Here is a 16,350-nt window from a genome sequence, read left to right as displayed (position 1 = left end):
TGATATGAAAAACTGCAGGTGCAAACCTGCAGTTTTTATTTTGACAAAAAAGCTGTTTTGCATAAGCAAAACAGCTTTATTTATTAGTTTGCAATATCCCGCTTCATGAAGATTCCGAAAGCAAGCAACAGGAAGATGATAAAGTAGATCGCCAGCATGACGAGAGAAAACGTCATAGTCATCCCTTTTATTAACGGTGTGCCATCCACATACTGAGTCAAGTCGACATTAGCAAACAATATATACTTTGCCCAGTCAAATTTCGCTGCAATAAATGCAGTTGCAGTCGTACCGGCAACCAACAAGAAGATGGAAAAACCAACCGCAAGAGAGCTGTTTCTGAATACCGCAGACAGCATAAACGCCATCGTCGCCACCATTAAAGCCGAGACGGATTCAGAAAGATACGTTGTGGCCAAATGCCCCATCATGTTTTGCTCAATGACATGGCCATCCTTATAGATTAAATGAATATTCGCGGCGGTTTCACCACCCGTTCCGAAGAAGATCAACCCTAATAAAGTAGAACCGATAAATAAAATCAACAGCAACAGGAGCCCAAACAGGAGAACTGTAATATATTTGGACATCAAAATTTGAAAACGGCTGAGCGGCCGAATCATTAATAGCTTAATCGTTCCCCAATTAAATTCGTTCGCGACAATTCCGGCCGCGATGATAATAGTAAACAGACCGGTAAGGATGGTAAAGTTTGCTGAATCCGTTACATAAGACCATACCGTATAGCCCGTGTCACTAGGGATATTATGCTCGATGCGATAGTCGTTGAGTGTGATTGTTTCTTTATACCCATCTTTCAGTGAAGGATCTTCTTTGATTTCTTTCTTTAATTCGGCGTTTTGTGCTTGAAGTTCTTGTTTCCAATGGGAATTTGATTCACCAGCAGAAAAATGATTCGCCAAAAATGCAAATCCAACCATTGTCAGCCCCAGAATTCCGATCATCACCCATGTTCCGGCTCGGCTGAAAATTTTGAGCCACTCATTATAAATCAAATTAAGCATGCTGAACCTCCTCTTTTGTTTCACCTGTCATTTCTAAGAAACGGTCCTCTAATGATTTTGTTATGACCTTGACCTCATAAATACGGATTTGCTGCATCACCAGCAATTCAATAACCGCAGGGACTTCCTCTTTAGCCAGTTTGATTTCTACACCATTTGTCTTACTCAGCAAATCGTACTGATTTAAAACAGCAGCGGCTTCACTCGGCTGCTCAACCTGGAAGAAATATGTATCATTCTCATCAATGTTTTCATCTTTTACATTTTGAATATCGATCAGCTTTCCTTTTTGCAGAATCGCAATTCGATCACACATCAGTTCCATTTCTGACAGCAGGTGGCTTGAAACGATGACAGCCATTCCTCTTTCTCGGGTCAGCTTCTTTAAATGATCTCTGATTTCTCTGATCCCCGCCGGATCAAGGCCGTTTGTCGGTTCATCCAAAATCAGCACTTTCGGATCGTGCAGAAGGCATTGTGCCAAGCCAAGACGCTGTCTCATCCCTAGAGAATATGTTTTCACCTTGTCGTGGATTCTGTCTGTTAAACCGACCAGCTCAACAACTTCATCAATTTTTTCCTTCGTGACACCCTTGACCATCCTTGCGTATTGCTGGAGATTTTTATATCCGCTCAAAAATTTATACAGCTCGGGATTCTCAACGATCGCTCCAATATGCTTAATCGCCTTGGCATATTCTTTCGTAATTGATTGGCCGCAAATGAGGACATCACCTTTCGACAGTTTCATTAACCCCACCATCATCCGGATGGTTGTCGTTTTCCCCGCTCCGTTTGGTCCCAAAAAACCGAATACCTCGCCTTCACGAATCGTAAAACTGAGATCATCAATGATCGTTCGGCCTCTGATGTTTTTAGTCACGTTTTTCAATTCCAACACTGTTTTCATCATATTCCTCCTCTTTCTAGCAAACTTCCATTTTTGATTTAAACCATTGCAAAACAGACATGCCTTCCTGTTCACGAATATCTTCTACTTCACGCTGCGCAACTTTTTCTCCATTGGCGAGGATGATTACTTCATCTAACAAAGTCTCAATTTCATCAATTTCATGTGTCGCGATCACGACAATCTGCTGCTCAAAATCAATGTACGACACAAGGCTGTTTACGATGGAATCCCTGACCATCGGATCAAGCCCGGAAAAAGGTTCATCAAGCAAGATGACGTCTGCCCGTCTCACTAAAGCAAGAACGATTTTCAGCCGGCCCCGATTTCCTTTTGATAGCTTTTTGATCTTTTTTTCCGGATTCAGCTGCATCTCATTCAATAGCTTATAAGCCTGTTCTGTTTGAAAATCAGGAAACTGCGACTGATAAAAATTCACCATATCTTTAACAGTGAAATGCGGATAAAACATATCAAGCTCAGTAAGATAAGCCGTTTGACGCACCATTTCTCTCGTAACCTGCTCTTCATCAACTTTCACAAATCCTGAAGTCGGAAACAGAAGGCCAGCCATCATTTTCAGGGTCGTTGACTTGCCGCTGCCGTTCGGTCCGATCAGGCCATAAATCCGTCCGGATGATAGGGTGATTGACACATCATTGACGGCCGTATGGCGGCCGTATTTTTTTGATACATGTTCTAGCTTGATTTCCATTTTAGCCTCCCTCTGTGAATGTTTTAATCCCTTCTACCATTTCCTCTTTCGTTAGCCCCAGCTCTTTCATTTGCTTGACAAAGCCTTCCAGCACCTCTCGTGTCAGCTTGTCTTTCAGCTCGTCTACGATTTCTGCTTTTTCCGCAATAAACGTCCCTTGACCTCTTCTTGTCTCCACAATACCCAGCCTTTCCATCTCACTGTAAGTTCTTTGAATTGTATTGGGATTTACCTTAGTTTGAATCGCCATTTCTCTTACTGAAGGAAGCTTGTCTCCTGGGAGCAGCTCCTTCCTGACCAGCCTATAAAAGATCTGATCAGCGATCTGCAGATAAATCGGTTTCGAGGATTGGAATTGATTGTTCATATTTACACCTCTACTTTACGATCAAGCAGTTTTGAAGCCATGATGAGCAGCAAGAATGTGATGACTAAAGTAATAGGAAACCCTAGCACAGACAGATGGATAGGTTTTAATTCCAATATCCAAACATTGTAGAAGTGAAAATCAAAATTGCAATAGACTGTTACAGGCCAGAAATGCTTTTGAGATTCAACCAAAGGGCTTATGATGTATTCATCGAAGAATAACCACACTGCAACCAACAGAACCATCGCAGCCCACCGCATTCTGCGCCAATTTCTGAGAGAGTGAAAAACAGTCCAAAACACAATGACTGTTACTGACATATCTAACGAAGAAATAAGCCCATACATATTCAGCAAAGCCACTGTACTCGTTATATCAACTTGATGCTCCAGCAGATTTTTTACAGAGAGCATATGATACATCCATATGCCATAGGCTGTTAATGCCAACTGAATCACAAATTGATAGAGCAAAGATGCTGCCAATTTAGAAGAAAACAGCCATAAGCCGCCATTTGGATTGTACAGCCAAAGCTGTGATTTCCCTTCCTTGCGAAGGTGATAAAACACAAAAACAGGAGATAAGAAAAGCAGAAAAAAAGCAACTGCAACAAAAAAACCAAAAATGACTAGAGGTTCTTTCGTGCGAGAAGCTATAATATGGCCTGTTCCCAATAAGAAAATGATTCCGCATATCCATACTAGCAGCCACATTCTTGAAAGCTTGATATCTTTCTTTAATAAACCTAAAAAAGAATTCATGTCTTTACCTCCCGGAAAAAACCCTCGGTGTATGAGTAACATAGTACACTAGATCAAGATGGAATACAACATATTCCATGGATTTATTTGATAAAAACCGAATTGATGGAAACAGCAAAAAAGGCAAACCCGCATGAGAAAACGGATTTGCCTTTTTCATTACTTTTTCTTATTTTTCATAGAGAGCAGCGCATCACGATAGCTGCGGTCCTGCATTTTGTCACTTTCCTCAGTGACCTCTTCTTCTGCATGAACTTCATCAGAATGCTTAAACTTTTGCAGCGCCTGCCTGTAAATATCATCACCCATTGTGTCACGCTTCTCTTTTGGGGAATCGTTTTTGACAACGGATGGCGTATGCTCCGCAGCCCTTGCTTCAGCAGGGTAATGCGCTTCGTTTTTTTCCTCTTCTGGAGGTGCGATTCTATCAGTTGCGTCTTGCTTCTCAGGTCCAGGTGAGGCGCTGCGGACATTAAATGTAATAAGGGCCGCAATGACAATGACAGCAGCAATAATTGCTATAATAATGGCCATTTCAACCTCTCCTTACTGTCCTGCTGTTAGGTTTCCTGTGACTTGGCTGACACGTCTTCCCAACGCGCGTCCAAGCTGAATACCTTCCTCAGACATTAACTCATCACTGTCTACCGGACAAGTGACACCTGCTCCGTAATAAGAGCCATAAAGTGCGTTTTCAGGCACGTTGCCAGGCAGTCCGACAACGATCATGCCTTGGTGGAACATCGGCGTGATTAAATTGTGCATTGTCATTTCCAAGCCGCCGTGTGTTGTTGCCGTTGTGCAGAAGACAGCACCGACTTTGTTGATCAGCTCGCCTTCAGCCCACAAGTAGCCAAGTCTGTCGATCCAAGTTTTAAGACCGGAGCTGATTGTTCCGAAATGCCCTGGGCATCCCCAAATAATCGCATCCATATCTTTAAGCTTGCGGATATCAGCCTGATCTACATGGTCGATGAACACTTCAGCCGCGTCGTTTTCTCGCGCGCCTTCAGCAATTGCTTCTGCAAGCACTTTAGTATGTTCGCCTTCACTATCATACACTACATAAATTTTCATTCAGGAAACCTCCCTGTACAGATTAAGATTCCTTAGCTTCTTTTGGAGCAGGAAGTAATGAAAGCTCCTCTTTTTTCTTCTTACGCAATTTATCTTTTCTGACGTCACGCAGGAAGATACTTAAAATCAAACCTGCTACACAGAATAAGGTTGCCCACATAAAGGCATCATTTATCCCCATGACATTGGAATCGAGTGACGCGTGTTTATAAATATGTGAGTACACATATGTTTTCGCCGTATCATAAGACACATTCATATTCACCATTAAATTCGAAACTGCATTTTGGAACGCATGGAGGAAGTTCGGGTCCGCCGTGCTTGTTTTATCTGCAATTTGTGAATAATGGAATGTCGTCCGGTTTGTATAAATCGTCGTAATTAAACTTGTTCCGATTGATCCGCTGATTTGGCGAAGCGTGTTGCTCATCGCCGTTCCGTGGCTGTTCAGACGGGCAGGTAGCTGGTTCATCCCGGCTGTCATGACTGGCATCATTAAGAGAGACATACCAAATGCACGAATTGAATAGATCAGCATGATGTGTGTATATGGTGTATCAATTGTCAATTGCGTGTATTGATAGGTTGTTACCACTGTCACGAGAAGCCCGATAATCGCAAGCGGTCTCGGTCCGAATTTATCGAACAAAATACCTGAGATCGGTGACATAATCAGCATAACGATCGCACCCGGAAGCAGAAGCAGACCGGATTGAAGCGCCGTAAAGCCGACCAGGTTTTGCAGATAGATCGGTAAAAGGAACATACCAGTGTAAAGTGCCACTGTAATAATGATATTAATGACACTCGAGAGTGAGAAAATGTCATATTTAAACACTCTGAAATCAAGCATCGGATCATCATGACGCAATTGCTGAACAACAAAAGCAACAATTGCAATGGCTCCGATAATAACTGTAGACAATACAATCGGGTCGGTCCAGCCGTCAGATCCGGCTTCACTGACTCCGTATAATAAGGAGGCGAATCCGACAATCGAGAGGATTGCGCCAAGAGTATCGAGTTTGATTTTTTGCGGCTCCACCATATTTTTAAAGATGAAGAAAGCCACAATGATAACAATTGCGCCGATCGGCACAAGTCCGTAAAACATAATGCGCCATGTATAATGCTCAATAATCCACCCGGAAAGAGTCGGGCCGACCGCTGGAGCAAACATCATCGCTAGCCCGAAAATCCCCATTCCTTTCCCCCTGCTTTCAGGCGGGAAAATTAACAGAATGGTTGTCATAACGAGCGGCTGCAAGATACCTCCGCCCACGGCCTGAATCAAACGGCCGATCAGCATTGTAGAGAAGTTAGGTGCGATACCGCAGACTAACGTACCGAGCGTAAAACAAAACATCGCGACGAGAAAGAGACTCCGCTGGCCAAATCGTGTAATCAGGAAAGCAGATAACGGAATCAATACACCGTTAACAAGCATGTAACCTGTTGTCAGCCACTGAATCGTCGTTGCACTTACGCCAAATTCAGTCATTAAGTGCGGCATTGCAACATTAAGCAGTGTTTGGTTTAGAATTGCCAAAAATAAACCCGCCATTAGCACAATCAGCAATGACATAGGGTTTTTTGCATTTTTTTCTTTGCCTGTAGCCATCTAAGACAACCTCCTTTCATGGTTTGATGACTGATCTGTTTTACTCAGAAATTTTAACAGATGCATTCATTCCAGGAAGCACCTTATCAGATGGGTTTTTGATTGAAATTTTCACAGGAACTTTTTGTGTTACTTTTGTGTAGTTTCCGCTTGAATTTGTAGAAGGAAGCATATCAAAAGTTGAGTTAGTCGCATAACCAATTTCTTCTACAGTACCGTCAAATGTAGTATCAGGGTCTCCGTCAACTACTACGTCTACACTATTTCCTACTTCAATATCCGCAATATCTGTTTCTTTAATATTTGCTGTGATGTATAGGTTGTCCATGTCAATCGTTTGTGCAATTGTTGTACCAGCTTGTACGGTTTGTCCGTTTTTCACTTCGTTTTTCACAATTGTTCCATCCATAATGGATTTTACGTCAACAGTTTGTTCGCCTTTGATTTTTGCAACTGTGTCGCCTTTTTTCACTGTTTTTCCTTCGTCCAGATCCCAGTCAGATACTTTACCTGCTGCTGGAGCAGTAATAGCAGCCATATCGCCCGCTACTTTTGCTTCATCTGTTTTTACGTAGTTTGTGCTTTGATAATAGTAGTAAGCACCTCCAGCTATAATTGCAAGAACAACAATCAAACCGATAATGTTGGTCAGAATTAAACGTCCTCTGTTCATTTTGTTTTCTCCTTTCGTTTCATCCTCTATCATTTTGCGGAAAGCTGGTGAAAATATGTGAGAAGTTTTTAATTACCGCTTTTTTCTGAACAGCCTTCAGCAAGCTTCGTTAAGCTTCCGGCTAGTTTGCGCAAATACTGCAGCTGGGAGGTATCAAGCTTTTGGTACAAGCCAGCACCCATTTTTGCATATTGCACAGCGGCTTTTTCTATCAGTTCTTCCCCCTCTTCGGTTAACTGAATCATGACGATACGGCGGTCATCCGGACTGTCATATCGATTCATCAATTGGCGCTTATACAGAATATCTGTCATCCGCGTCACAGAAGCAGGCTTAAGATCAAGCGACATTGCCAGCTTGCTTAGCGGGGTGCTTCCGCTTTGATGAATTTTAAACATCAGCAAATATTGAAGGACTGTAATATCAAAAGGCTCAAGCACAATCTCCAATATCTTCTTCTGTTTTTTATATATCGCCCGAGACGTATCGAAGAGCTGTTCAAAAGTGAGCAAAGCACGTTCTGATTCAGTCAACTCCTTTTCACCTCATTCCTCAATAATAGTTCACAAGATAAAATATTAATAAATGAAAGAAGATTTGTCAAAGGAAAAATTTCTTTTTCTCCCGTATTTTTTTCGCAAGCGTTTTCTTGCTTTTATTAAATAAAAAAAAGCCCTGAAATGGGCTTTTCATTACGAAAATTGATGGCTTACACCAGACTCTTCATTTCTGAAAAAGTTCTTTAGAGCCTGAAAAACATCAGATTTCTGTTTTAAAATATAGTACTTAAATTTCTCATCTTTTACATTTTTATATGCAGACATTAACGTTGAATGCCTGTTGTACTGATTGACCTCGCCGTAGCAAAACAGATTGGCCTTCTTCATAATATCATTGACCAGCTTCACACAGCGCGCGTTATCAGATGTCAGGTTGTCACCGTCAGAAAAATGAAACGGGTAAATGTTATAGCGGGCGGGATTGTACTTTTCATCAATAAGCTCAAGCGACTTCCGATATACGGAAGAACAAATTGTTCCGCCGCTTTCTCCCTTTGAGAAAAAATCCTCCTCCGAGACCACTCTTGCTTCTGTATGATGGGCAATAAATTCAATTTCCACAGTCTCGTATTTTGTCCGCAAAAAACGGGTCATCCAGAAAAAGAAGCTTCTGGCCATGTATTTTTCCCAAACCCCCATACTGCCGCTTGTATCCATCATGGCTAAAACGACGGCTTTTGATTCGGGCTTTGTGATGTCATTCCACGTCTTATATTTCAGGTCCTCCGGATAAATTGGATAGAACGACGGTTTTCCTGACATTGCGTTTCGTTTAAAGGCTGACATCATCGTTCTTTTCTTATCAATATTACCGGTTAACCCTGTTTTACGGATATCATTAAACTCGATATCTGTATGAATGATATTGTCTCGCTCTTTTTGCTGGAGATTCGGAAGCTCTAATTCTTTAAAAAGCGCTTCTTCTAAATCCATTAATGAAACTTCCGCTTCATAATAATCCTCGCCTGCCTGATCACCGGCACCCTGCCCTTTTCCAGGCCCTTGTTTTTTGTCTGATCCATCCCGGGCCACAACATCTCCAACCTGGCTCTCGCCGTCTCCTTGCCCTACATGTTTATTTTTATCATAGTTATAACGGATTTTATACTCATCAAGTGAACGGATTGGGATCTTCACTACATCTTTTCCATTAGACATAATAATGCTTTCCTCAGTTACGAGGTCCGGAAGATTGTTTTTGATCGCTTCCTGCACTTTTTTCTGGTGGCGCTGCTGGTCATCGAAGCCTTTGCGATGGAGGGACCAGTTTTCCTCAGAAATCAAAAAATGGCCGCTGTCATTTTGGGACATGAATTCCCCTCCTTAACCATTTGTGGTCGTGATACATACGTATTCCGGCTTGTGCCAGATTATGAAACAAGTCTTTTGAAAAGATTTATATTCATCATATGCACATATGCACGTTTAATTGACAAACTATTTAGAAAATGGGACAAAATAACCCGCCCTATTCGGACGGGTCACGTTGCTTATCGGTTCAGCAGGCTGCCGACATATTTCAGCAGCTCATTGGCGCTCGTCGAGTTGTAGCCGTGCTCATCAATTAAACGGGCCACGACTTCATTTACCTTTTTCAGCTGCTGTTCATCCGGCGTTTTTGTAGAGGTCGTAATTTTAACGACATCCTTCAGATCAGCAAACAGCTTTTTCTGAATAGCTTCACGCAGTCTTTCATGGGAATTGTAATCAAACCGCTTGCCTTTTCTCGCATAGGCCGAGATGCGGATTAAAATTTCTTCGCGGAACGCTTTTTTGGCGTTTTCCGAAATGCCGATCTGCTCTTCGATGGATCTCATCAGCTTTTCGTCAGGGTTCATTTCCTCTCCTGTCAAAGGATCACGAAGCTTGTTTTTATTGCAATAGGCCTCTACGTTATCGAGGTAATTGTCCATAAGTGTTTTTGCTGATTCTTCATATGAATACACAAACGCTTTTTGAACTTCCTTTTTCGCAATATCGTCATATTCCTTGCGGGCGGCAGAAATAAAATTCAAATACCGCTCTCTGTCCTCGCTTGAAATTGATGGGTGCTGATCAAGACCTTCTTTTAAGGAGCGAAGGACATCGAGAGAATTAATCGATTCCATATTTTTTCTGATAATCGTTGAAGAAATCCGGTTGATCACGTACCGCGGATCAATGCCGCTCATGCCTTCATCATTATATTCTTTTTTCATATCCTCAACGTCGACAGAATTATATCCTTCCACACTTTCTCCATCATACAGTCTCATTTTCTTGACCAGATCAATATCCGACCGCTTCGGCTCTTTTAACCGGGTAAGGATTGAGAACATCGCGGCGACCTTCAACGTATGCGGGGCAATATGAACATCCGCCACATCGCTTTCTGCAATCATTTTTTCATAAATTCTCTCTTCCTCAGACACTTTTAAATTATAAGGAACCGGCATCACGATGATTCTTGAGTGCAGGGCTTCATTCTTCTTATTAGAAATAAATGAGCGATACTCCGTTTCATTCGTGTGAGCCACGATCAGCTCATCAGCAGAAATTAACGCAAACCGCCCAGCTTTAAAATTCCCTTCCTGTGTCAAGGAAAGCAAATGCCAGAGAAATTTCTCATCACATTTCAGCATCTCCTGAAACTCCATCATCCCGCGGTTCGCTTTATTCAGCTCTCCGTCAAACCGATAAGCGCGCGGATCTGATTCTGAACCGTACTCGGCGATTGTTGAGAAATCAATACTCCCCGTCAAATCGGCGATATCCTGAGATTTCGGATCAGAGGGACTGAATGTTCCAATTCCCGTACGCTTATCTTCTGAAAAGAAGATGCGCTCCACCTTCACATCCTCAATTCTTCCTCCGTACTCTTCCTCCAGCCTCATGACATTTAAAGGAGAAAGACTTCCTTCTATTCTAATGCCGTATTCTCTGTAAAAGTCATCGCGTAAATGATGGGGGATTAAATGTAGAGGGTCCTCGTGCATCGGGCAGCCTTTAATTGCATATACAGCGCCATTATCTGTCAGCGTGTATGCTTCGAGACCTTTTTTAAGCATTGTGACCAGCGTGGATTTACCGCCGCTCACAGGCCCCATCAGCAATAGAATCCGCTTTCTGACATCTAGACGTTTGGCAGCCGGATGAAAATACTCTTCCACAAGACGCTCCAGAGATTCTTCAAGCCCGAACAGCTCGCGGTCAAAAAAACTGTACTTCTTGCGTCCGTCAATCTCCTCTATCCCGCTGTCTTTTATCATATTAAAAACTCGAGAATGAGCAGATTGCGCGACCATCGGATTTTCTTTAATAATCTCCAAATAATCGGCGAAAGTTCCTTCCCATTTCAGCCGCTGCTCTTCCTCTCTGTACTTTTCAATTTTCTTTAATATATCCATAAGGACCTCCTCTATCATGTTTGATACACTATGCAAATAAGGTACTTTGATACAATCTATGCCGCCATCTCGTGATACATGCTTTGGTTTCTTAAAAATAAAGATACTTATACATCGTTGACAAGGCAGACTGCGACCGTTCATAATAAAGAAAAATACAGAATCATCCAGACTCGGACAGCACGGAAAAATTGAAGAGGGGGAGAGACGGTGAAAACAATCATCATGATGGGTGTCATTGTCACTTTTTTAGTATCAATTTTTACCGCAGGATACGAAAGCAAGCCTGGAAAAGAATAAAAAAGGGTGCTCCTGAAAGAGCACCCTTTTTGTATAACAGAACAATGTTTTACAGTTTTGTTTTTTCTTTAATCTGTGAATGCGGATCGCATTCATATTTGTTTTCGTACTCAATTGTTCCGATACTGCATCCCGGCCCGATGATCACTTCTTTTCCCCTGACAACTGCCGCTTCGGTATTCTCCAAATAAATCCGATCTCCTTCTATGACATCGGCGAACAGCTTCACTTTCTTCCGGTTAAAAAAACTCGCGCGTCTTTTCACTGTAATTGTTGTTCCGCCGATTTCCTGTACATGACTTATATCATGGCTCAATCCCAGCTTGATCTCACCCGAATTTAATAACCCCGATACATCAACACAGCCTGTGACATGGAACATTTCTGTTTCACAATCACCTTTTACGCTGAGCTTCCCTTTCACATCGCAGGATTCTCCAGTCATATTCCCGCCAATTTCAGTCTGGCCTTTCAGATTGAATCGATCAAATTGAAGTGAGCCGCTGACTTTCATTGTCCCATATATATTGATTTTGCCGGCTGTCAGATCGCCTTTACATTCACTTTCTCCAAGCACACGCAGCCGCTCAGTCTCTGCTTTTCCAAGAAAAAGGCCCGTTCCGTATATGCGGCAGCCTACAGCAGACAACCCTTCTCCAACTACACCTTCTCCTTTGATGCTGACATTGTGATACGCGCCTCCTGTGGCATGCCCAGCGCCATATAATTTTAAATTTCCCAGTTTTGTTGTCTCCATTACGATCCTCCTTACAACTTTGTGGATGTTTCAACCGATGCGCTTGGATCACAGGTATAGTCCCCGCTGTATTCGACAGTTTCAATCTGGCAATCCGGGCCGATGACCACTTTATTACCGCGCACGGTTTTCGCCTTTGTATTTGTCAATTCAATCACGTCACCTTCGATCAGCTCTGCTGTTAGAACAGGCTGCGGCATCAATCTGAGCAATGTCAGCATTCCTTTTCTGCAGGTCACTTGAAGATGGCGGCAGCCGATCTCCCGCGCATAGCTTTCCCCTGCAGAAAGCTTAATGATCACCTGGTCTGCATTTAAAAGCCCGCTGATTTTGCATTTCCCTTCTGATTGAAAGGTTTCTGTTTCACAATCTGCTTCCATGACAGCTTTTCCGCTAATGTCAATGCCATCAGCCTTGACAGTGCCGCCAAATGTTGATGATCCAGCGATTTTCAATTGTTTTGCAGATACCTCTCCTTGGATAAAACTAGTGCCATTCATCCGGATAGATTCTGCTTCAACGTCTCCATGTATCTTTCCTGAACCGCTGATGGTTACCGCTTTCGCTTTGACGCTGCCGTCCGCTTTTCCGTTTCCATTAAAAGAAAAAGTGTCACACTCCACGTCCCCGGCCACTGTCCCGCTGCCATTAATCTCAACAGATTGAAATGTTCCTCCCTTTGAACTTCCTGATCCGTTTATCACCAGCTTTTCCACTACATCCATCGATGGCCCTCCTGCATAAATGTTGTTTTTAATTCCTCTGAAGCTTTTAATAAATCTACCCGTTCCACAACCTTTACGGATGATTCAAACAAAATGCTGTCCGCCGCAGCCGCTATAAAACAAGTTGTGACACCGAGCTTGCGGAGCACAATCAGCTCCGTCTGTTTTTCAATCTCTTCAGTATCATGCTTCTTTAATACCTCTGCAGCCATTTTTGCTTCTGCAAGGCTGACATTTCCAGACTGCAGCAGTCCCTCAAGCACATACAGCGAAAGCAAATCGCTGGATGAGAAAACCGGACTTCCTCCGTCTTCTGAATAGGCTTCAAGAGCAGGCCTTGAAACCAAACCTTTATGAAGCAATTCATCAGCGGTCATGCTGACATCCTTCATTTTCGGCGACAGCATTTCCCTCATTTCATCCAAAGACAAATTTTCTTTCATCTTTTGAATCATTGATATACGTTTTAAAATCTCCTCTCTCGGAAAAAACGTCTCTTGCCCTGTAAATGTGGATTTACGAATAAACCATTCCTCAGGTATTAAGTTTTTCCGCTTCCATCGATACAGCTGACCGTATGAAATCGATGTTCTTTCAAGTAATTCTTTTTTAGAGATTAATTGTTCTTCCATAAGTCCAGCTCCTTTGATGGGTACATTGTAACATAACACTGTTACGTTGTTAAGCCCAAAAACGAAACAAAGCATTTCAACATCCGCAAAAAAACCCGCCCATCATCGATGAGCGGGTTTTTTCACTATTTTAAATCACGGTAATTTTGCTGGCGCAGCGCTTCATAAACAAGAATCGCGGCAGTATTGGACAGATTTAACGATCTGACGTGCTCTGTCATCGGAAGACGCAGGCAGCGGTCCATATTATTTTGAATTAAATCCTTTGGCAAACCGCTTGTTTCTCTTCCGAACACGAAGAAATAATCCTCGTCAAGATCAGTGTAATCAAATGATGTATGAGGCTGCTGGCCAAATTTTGTAATAAAGAAAAACTTGCCTTTTTTATATGCCTCAAACAATTCTTCTAACGAATCATGATACACAACGTTAACAAACTCCCAATAATCGAGTCCGGCACGTTTCAGCATTTTATCATCCGTTGAAAAGCCGAGCGGACGAATCAGGTGTAGCGTTGTATTGGTTGCTGCACAAGTACGTGCAATATTCCCTGTGTTAGCGGGAATTTCTGGTTGATATAAAACGACATGTAATGCCACAATGTTCACCTCTGTTTTTCTTATCCGCCCATCATTATAACATTAATTACTCTTTTGTCGTATCATCAACGATATGAAAAAAGGCATATCGTATTGACGGCGTGTATGCCGTAGAATCCTCATATGACCAATACCTCATCCTGCTGTCATAAGTCTGGGCGTTGACAAGCGGCATATTGCCTTTGTCCTTTGTCACGACAATCGTTGTATGATTAAACCGGCCGTCTCCTTCGAAGTCATAGCAAATCACATCGCCCGGCATCAGTTCTTCCGCTGATTTCACCCGCACCGCACGCAGTCCGGCCTTTGAATTCGACAAATACATTTTCATAGAGTGAGCCACCGTCCAGCTGTAGCTCCATGAGCTTTGTTTCATCCACCAGCCTGATCCCCTGTTCGGGTGACCGCGCATCGGCGCGCCTCCTGCATGAAGACACTGAGAAATAAAATTTGTACAGTTATCGCTGAAATTTTTATAAGCAGGATTGCGCTTGTTCCAAAATTTCTCGGCATATTGGACAGCGCCGAGACGATCGTATTGAAAAGCCCTGCCAAACGCTTCTCTTTCCTCTTCAGCTTCAGAATAGTCAATAATACTGGTCCCTTCATGAAATCCAGCCGGCTTTTTCGCAATTTCCTGATCACTAATCAAAATGTGATCATACAGGAAAGCCATTCGCTCCTCTATGTGCTCTTCTATATACAAGCTGTCATCTTGTTCCTTACACACGTATTCGTAATGGATGGTATACGAAAGGCAGGTCGTTCCGTCATCCTCAACCCGCACATGATTAATCACGGCCTTTGCTTTCGCTTTTATGATGTCAACTTTACGTTTTTCCAGAAGCTTTTTCTTACGCTCCATGACTTTAAGGTCTCCGACTTGAGACTCCTGTCTCATAGCATGCCCGTTAACCAGAAAGCCCAGCCGCTCCTCCGCTAATTGTTCTAAAATGTGCTTCAAGCTCACCCCACCCGCCATACTTTTTTATAGAGAAAAAACACTTGGATGATCTCAAGTGTTTTTTCCTTCTGCTCTATACGTATGTCAGGACAGGCCTTGTTTAGTCATGCCTGAAGCTTTTAGCAAATCAATTCCTTTTTCAATTTCCAGCTTTGCCTCTTCATCCTTCTCTTTTTCCAGCGCTTTTTCAAGCTCTTCCGCGTATGCGGGGTCTCCGATTTTTCCGATTGCCCATGCGGCTGTCCCCCTGATGACAGGACGCGGATCCTTGTGCATCAGTTCCGTCAATTCAGGCAGTGCGGAAGCATCCTTAAAATGGGCAAGCGCGAGAATGGCGTTTCGCTGAATCGGTTTTTTTCCGCGCCAAGAACCTGAGACATGCCCGAATTTCTCCTTAAATTCCCGATTGCTGATGGCCAAAAGCGGCTTCAATAACGGTTTGGCAATCTCAGGATCAGGCTCCATTTCCGGATGAAGATGAAAATCCTTCCCTTTATTGAGAGGGCATACCGTTTGGCACGTATCGCACCCGTACAGGCGGTTTCCGATTTTTGTCCGGAATTCATCAGGCAAAAATCCTTTTGTCTGGGTCAGAAAAGAGATGCAGCGCTGCGCATTAAGCTGCCCGGGATTAACCAGTGCTCCCGTCGGACAGGCGTCCAAACATTTCGTGCAGGACCCGCACATATCTTCAATCGGCACATCAGGCTCAAAAGGGATATTTGTGATCATTTCCGCCAAATACACATAAGAGCCATACTCGGGTGTTGTGATCATACAGTTTTTCGCACTGAATCCGATTCCGGCACGTTCCGCAACGGCGCGATCAGACAATTCACCTGTATCAACCATTGACTTCGTTCTGATATCCTCATGCTTGCTTTTTAGAAAATCCTCCAGCAGATCAAGCTTTTCCCTCAGCACATCATGATAGTCTTTTCCCCAGGAAGCTCTGCAAAAAATGCCCCTGCGCTCAGTTCTCGTGCTTCTCGGCGCATCCTTCATTCTGGAAGGATATGCGAGAGCAATTGCCACTATTGATTTCGCTTTCGGCAAAAGAAGCTTCGGCGTCACCCTTTTTTCGATATCCGGCTCTTCAAAGCCGGAGAGATAGCCGAGTGATTCTTGAAGAATCAAACGGTCTTTTAAACTGTCAAAAGTATCAGCGGTCGTAAAACCAATCTTGTCCACGCCAATGCTTTTCGCGTATTCAATTAATTCTTCTTTGAGCTGATAAACGTTCATGTTTTGCACAGCCTCCTTTCTTTGTGATAA

Annotated in this window: 19 protein-coding genes; all 19 read right to left on the bottom strand. The window is 43.0% G+C overall.

Features of this window, described 5'->3' with window-relative positions; all coding sequences use genetic code 11:
* Positions 1 to 83: 83 nt before the first annotated feature.
* The 19 genes from NX903_RS04400 to queG all read right to left on the bottom strand — a co-directional run bounded on the left by NX903_RS04400 (position 84) and on the right by queG (position 16,320).
* Positions 84 to 1,025 carry an ABC transporter permease gene (locus NX903_RS04400; protein WP_003233421.1) on the bottom strand — a complete coding sequence of 314 codons (942 nt, stop codon included), beginning with the start codon at positions 1,023 to 1,025 and terminating at the stop codon, positions 84 to 86.
* On the bottom strand, positions 1,018 to 1,935 hold the full coding sequence (locus tag NX903_RS04395) for an ABC transporter ATP-binding protein (protein WP_024572923.1): 918 nt from the start codon (positions 1,933 to 1,935) through the stop codon (positions 1,018 to 1,020). Before NX903_RS04395 ends, NX903_RS04400 begins: the two co-directional genes overlap by 8 nt.
* A 16-nt stretch (positions 1,936 to 1,951) precedes the next feature.
* Entirely contained in the window at positions 1,952 to 2,650 is a 699-nt protein-coding gene (locus NX903_RS04390) for an ABC transporter ATP-binding protein (RefSeq protein WP_086343618.1), read from the bottom strand.
* A 1-nt stretch (position 2,651) separates the two neighbouring features.
* Complete coding sequence (locus NX903_RS04385; protein ID WP_042977668.1) at positions 2,652 to 3,017, bottom strand: GntR family transcriptional regulator; 366 nt, start codon at positions 3,015 to 3,017, stop codon at positions 2,652 to 2,654.
* A gap of 2 nt (positions 3,018 to 3,019) precedes the next feature.
* Positions 3,020 to 3,781, bottom strand: coding sequence for a hypothetical protein (locus NX903_RS04380; protein ID WP_042977667.1), 762 nt, complete (start codon positions 3,779 to 3,781; stop codon positions 3,020 to 3,022).
* A 4-nt stretch (positions 3,782 to 3,785) separates the two neighbouring features.
* Complete coding sequence (locus NX903_RS04375) at positions 3,786 to 3,941, bottom strand: hypothetical protein (protein WP_072557135.1); 156 nt, start codon at positions 3,939 to 3,941, stop codon at positions 3,786 to 3,788.
* Positions 3,941 to 4,315 (bottom strand): hypothetical protein, encoded by a 375-nt coding sequence (locus NX903_RS04370; protein WP_086343617.1) that lies wholly within the window; start codon positions 4,313 to 4,315, stop codon positions 3,941 to 3,943. The genes NX903_RS04375 and NX903_RS04370 overlap by 1 nt, the downstream gene beginning before the upstream one ends.
* A 12-nt stretch (positions 4,316 to 4,327) precedes the next feature.
* The gene (locus NX903_RS04365) at positions 4,328 to 4,858 is read right to left on the bottom strand and encodes an NAD(P)H-dependent oxidoreductase (protein ID WP_003233428.1); all 531 of its coding nucleotides are present in this window, start codon (positions 4,856 to 4,858) and stop codon (positions 4,328 to 4,330) included.
* Positions 4,859 to 4,880: 22 nt separating this feature from the next.
* Positions 4,881 to 6,479: an MFS transporter gene (locus tag NX903_RS04360; RefSeq protein WP_003233429.1), complete on the bottom strand. Its 1,599-nt coding sequence runs from the start codon at positions 6,477 to 6,479 to the stop codon at positions 4,881 to 4,883.
* A 40-nt stretch (positions 6,480 to 6,519) separates the two neighbouring features.
* On the bottom strand, positions 6,520 to 7,185 hold the full coding sequence (locus NX903_RS04355) for an HlyD family efflux transporter periplasmic adaptor subunit (RefSeq protein ID WP_003233430.1): 666 nt from the start codon (positions 7,183 to 7,185) through the stop codon (positions 6,520 to 6,522).
* A 35-nt stretch (positions 7,186 to 7,220) separates the two neighbouring features.
* Complete coding sequence (locus NX903_RS04350) at positions 7,221 to 7,685, bottom strand: MarR family transcriptional regulator (RefSeq protein WP_003233431.1); 465 nt, start codon at positions 7,683 to 7,685, stop codon at positions 7,221 to 7,223.
* A 159-nt stretch (positions 7,686 to 7,844) separates the two neighbouring features.
* Positions 7,845 to 9,023 carry a sporulation protein YhbH gene (yhbH, locus tag NX903_RS04345; RefSeq protein ID WP_003233432.1) on the bottom strand — a complete coding sequence of 393 codons (1,179 nt, stop codon included), beginning with the start codon at positions 9,021 to 9,023 and terminating at the stop codon, positions 7,845 to 7,847.
* Between the two features lie 179 nt (positions 9,024 to 9,202).
* Positions 9,203 to 11,098, bottom strand: a complete 1,896-nt coding sequence (prkA, locus tag NX903_RS04340; protein WP_003233433.1) for a serine/threonine protein kinase PrkA — start codon at positions 11,096 to 11,098, stop codon at positions 9,203 to 9,205.
* Between the two features lie 349 nt (positions 11,099 to 11,447).
* On the bottom strand, positions 11,448 to 12,155 hold the full coding sequence (locus tag NX903_RS04335) for a polymer-forming cytoskeletal protein (RefSeq protein ID WP_086343616.1): 708 nt from the start codon (positions 12,153 to 12,155) through the stop codon (positions 11,448 to 11,450).
* An 11-nt stretch (positions 12,156 to 12,166) separates the two neighbouring features.
* A complete protein-coding gene (locus NX903_RS04330) occupies positions 12,167 to 12,880 on the bottom strand; it encodes a bactofilin family protein (RefSeq protein WP_086343615.1) in 714 nt (237 codons plus the stop codon).
* A complete protein-coding gene (locus NX903_RS04325; protein ID WP_044052586.1) occupies positions 12,871 to 13,512 on the bottom strand; it encodes a YhbD family protein in 642 nt (213 codons plus the stop codon). The genes NX903_RS04330 and NX903_RS04325 overlap by 10 nt, the downstream gene beginning before the upstream one ends.
* 125 nt (positions 13,513 to 13,637) lie before the next feature.
* A complete protein-coding gene (trmL, locus tag NX903_RS04320; RefSeq protein ID WP_010886453.1) occupies positions 13,638 to 14,120 on the bottom strand; it encodes a tRNA (uridine(34)/cytosine(34)/5-carboxymethylaminomethyluridine(34)-2'-O)-methyltransferase TrmL in 483 nt (160 codons plus the stop codon).
* Between the two features lie 37 nt (positions 14,121 to 14,157).
* A complete protein-coding gene (locus NX903_RS04315) occupies positions 14,158 to 15,093 on the bottom strand; it encodes an amidase domain-containing protein (protein WP_086343614.1) in 936 nt (311 codons plus the stop codon).
* Positions 15,094 to 15,159: 66 nt separating this feature from the next.
* The gene (gene queG, locus NX903_RS04310; RefSeq protein WP_072175972.1) at positions 15,160 to 16,320 is read right to left on the bottom strand and encodes a tRNA epoxyqueuosine(34) reductase QueG; all 1,161 of its coding nucleotides are present in this window, start codon (positions 16,318 to 16,320) and stop codon (positions 15,160 to 15,162) included.
* Positions 16,321 to 16,350: the final 30 nt, after the last annotated feature.

The organism is Bacillus sp. FSL R5-0576, assembly GCF_038004765.1.
GTDB lineage: Bacteria > Bacillota > Bacilli > Bacillales > Bacillaceae > Bacillus > Bacillus subtilis.
This window is presented reverse-complemented; position numbering and strand designations above follow the sequence as displayed.

Excerpts from the sequence above, each read along its gene's own strand:
- NX903_RS04335 (WP_086343616.1), bottom strand. The coding sequence starts at position 12,155 with ATGGAGACAACAAAACTGGGAAATTTAAAATTATATGGCGCTGGGCAT.
- NX903_RS04325 (WP_044052586.1), bottom strand. The coding sequence starts at position 13,512 with ATGGAAGAACAATTAATCTCTAAAAAAGAATTACTTGAAAGAACATCG.
- NX903_RS04315 (WP_086343614.1), bottom strand. The coding sequence starts at position 15,093 with ATGGCGGGTGGGGTGAGCTTGAAGCACATTTTAGAACAATTAGCGGAG.
- NX903_RS04360 (WP_003233429.1), bottom strand. The coding sequence starts at position 6,479 with ATGGCTACAGGCAAAGAAAAAAATGCAAAAAACCCTATGTCATTGCTG.
- NX903_RS04365 (WP_003233428.1), bottom strand. The coding sequence starts at position 4,858 with ATGAAAATTTATGTAGTGTATGATAGTGAAGGCGAACATACTAAAGTG.
- NX903_RS04370 (WP_086343617.1), bottom strand. The coding sequence starts at position 4,315 with ATGGCCATTATTATAGCAATTATTGCTGCTGTCATTGTCATTGCGGCC.
- NX903_RS04390 (WP_086343618.1), bottom strand. The coding sequence starts at position 2,650 with ATGGAAATCAAGCTAGAACATGTATCAAAAAAATACGGCCGCCATACG.
- queG (WP_072175972.1), bottom strand. The coding sequence starts at position 16,320 with ATGAACGTTTATCAGCTCAAAGAAGAATTAATTGAATACGCGAAAAGC.
- NX903_RS04395 (WP_024572923.1), bottom strand. The coding sequence starts at position 1,935 with ATGAAAACAGTGTTGGAATTGAAAAACGTGACTAAAAACATCAGAGGC.
- NX903_RS04330 (WP_086343615.1), bottom strand. The coding sequence starts at position 12,880 with ATGGATGTAGTGGAAAAGCTGGTGATAAACGGATCAGGAAGTTCAAAG.
- yhbH (WP_003233432.1), bottom strand. The coding sequence starts at position 9,023 with ATGTCCCAAAATGACAGCGGCCATTTTTTGATTTCTGAGGAAAACTGG.
- NX903_RS04385 (WP_042977668.1), bottom strand. The coding sequence starts at position 3,017 with ATGAACAATCAATTCCAATCCTCGAAACCGATTTATCTGCAGATCGCT.
- NX903_RS04400 (WP_003233421.1), bottom strand. The coding sequence starts at position 1,025 with ATGCTTAATTTGATTTATAATGAGTGGCTCAAAATTTTCAGCCGAGCC.
- NX903_RS04355 (WP_003233430.1), bottom strand. The coding sequence starts at position 7,185 with ATGATAGAGGATGAAACGAAAGGAGAAAACAAAATGAACAGAGGACGT.
- NX903_RS04380 (WP_042977667.1), bottom strand. The coding sequence starts at position 3,781 with ATGAATTCTTTTTTAGGTTTATTAAAGAAAGATATCAAGCTTTCAAGA.
- NX903_RS04375 (WP_072557135.1), bottom strand. The coding sequence starts at position 3,941 with ATGAAAAAGGCAAATCCGTTTTCTCATGCGGGTTTGCCTTTTTTGCTG.
- prkA (WP_003233433.1), bottom strand. The coding sequence starts at position 11,098 with ATGGATATATTAAAGAAAATTGAAAAGTACAGAGAGGAAGAGCAGCGG.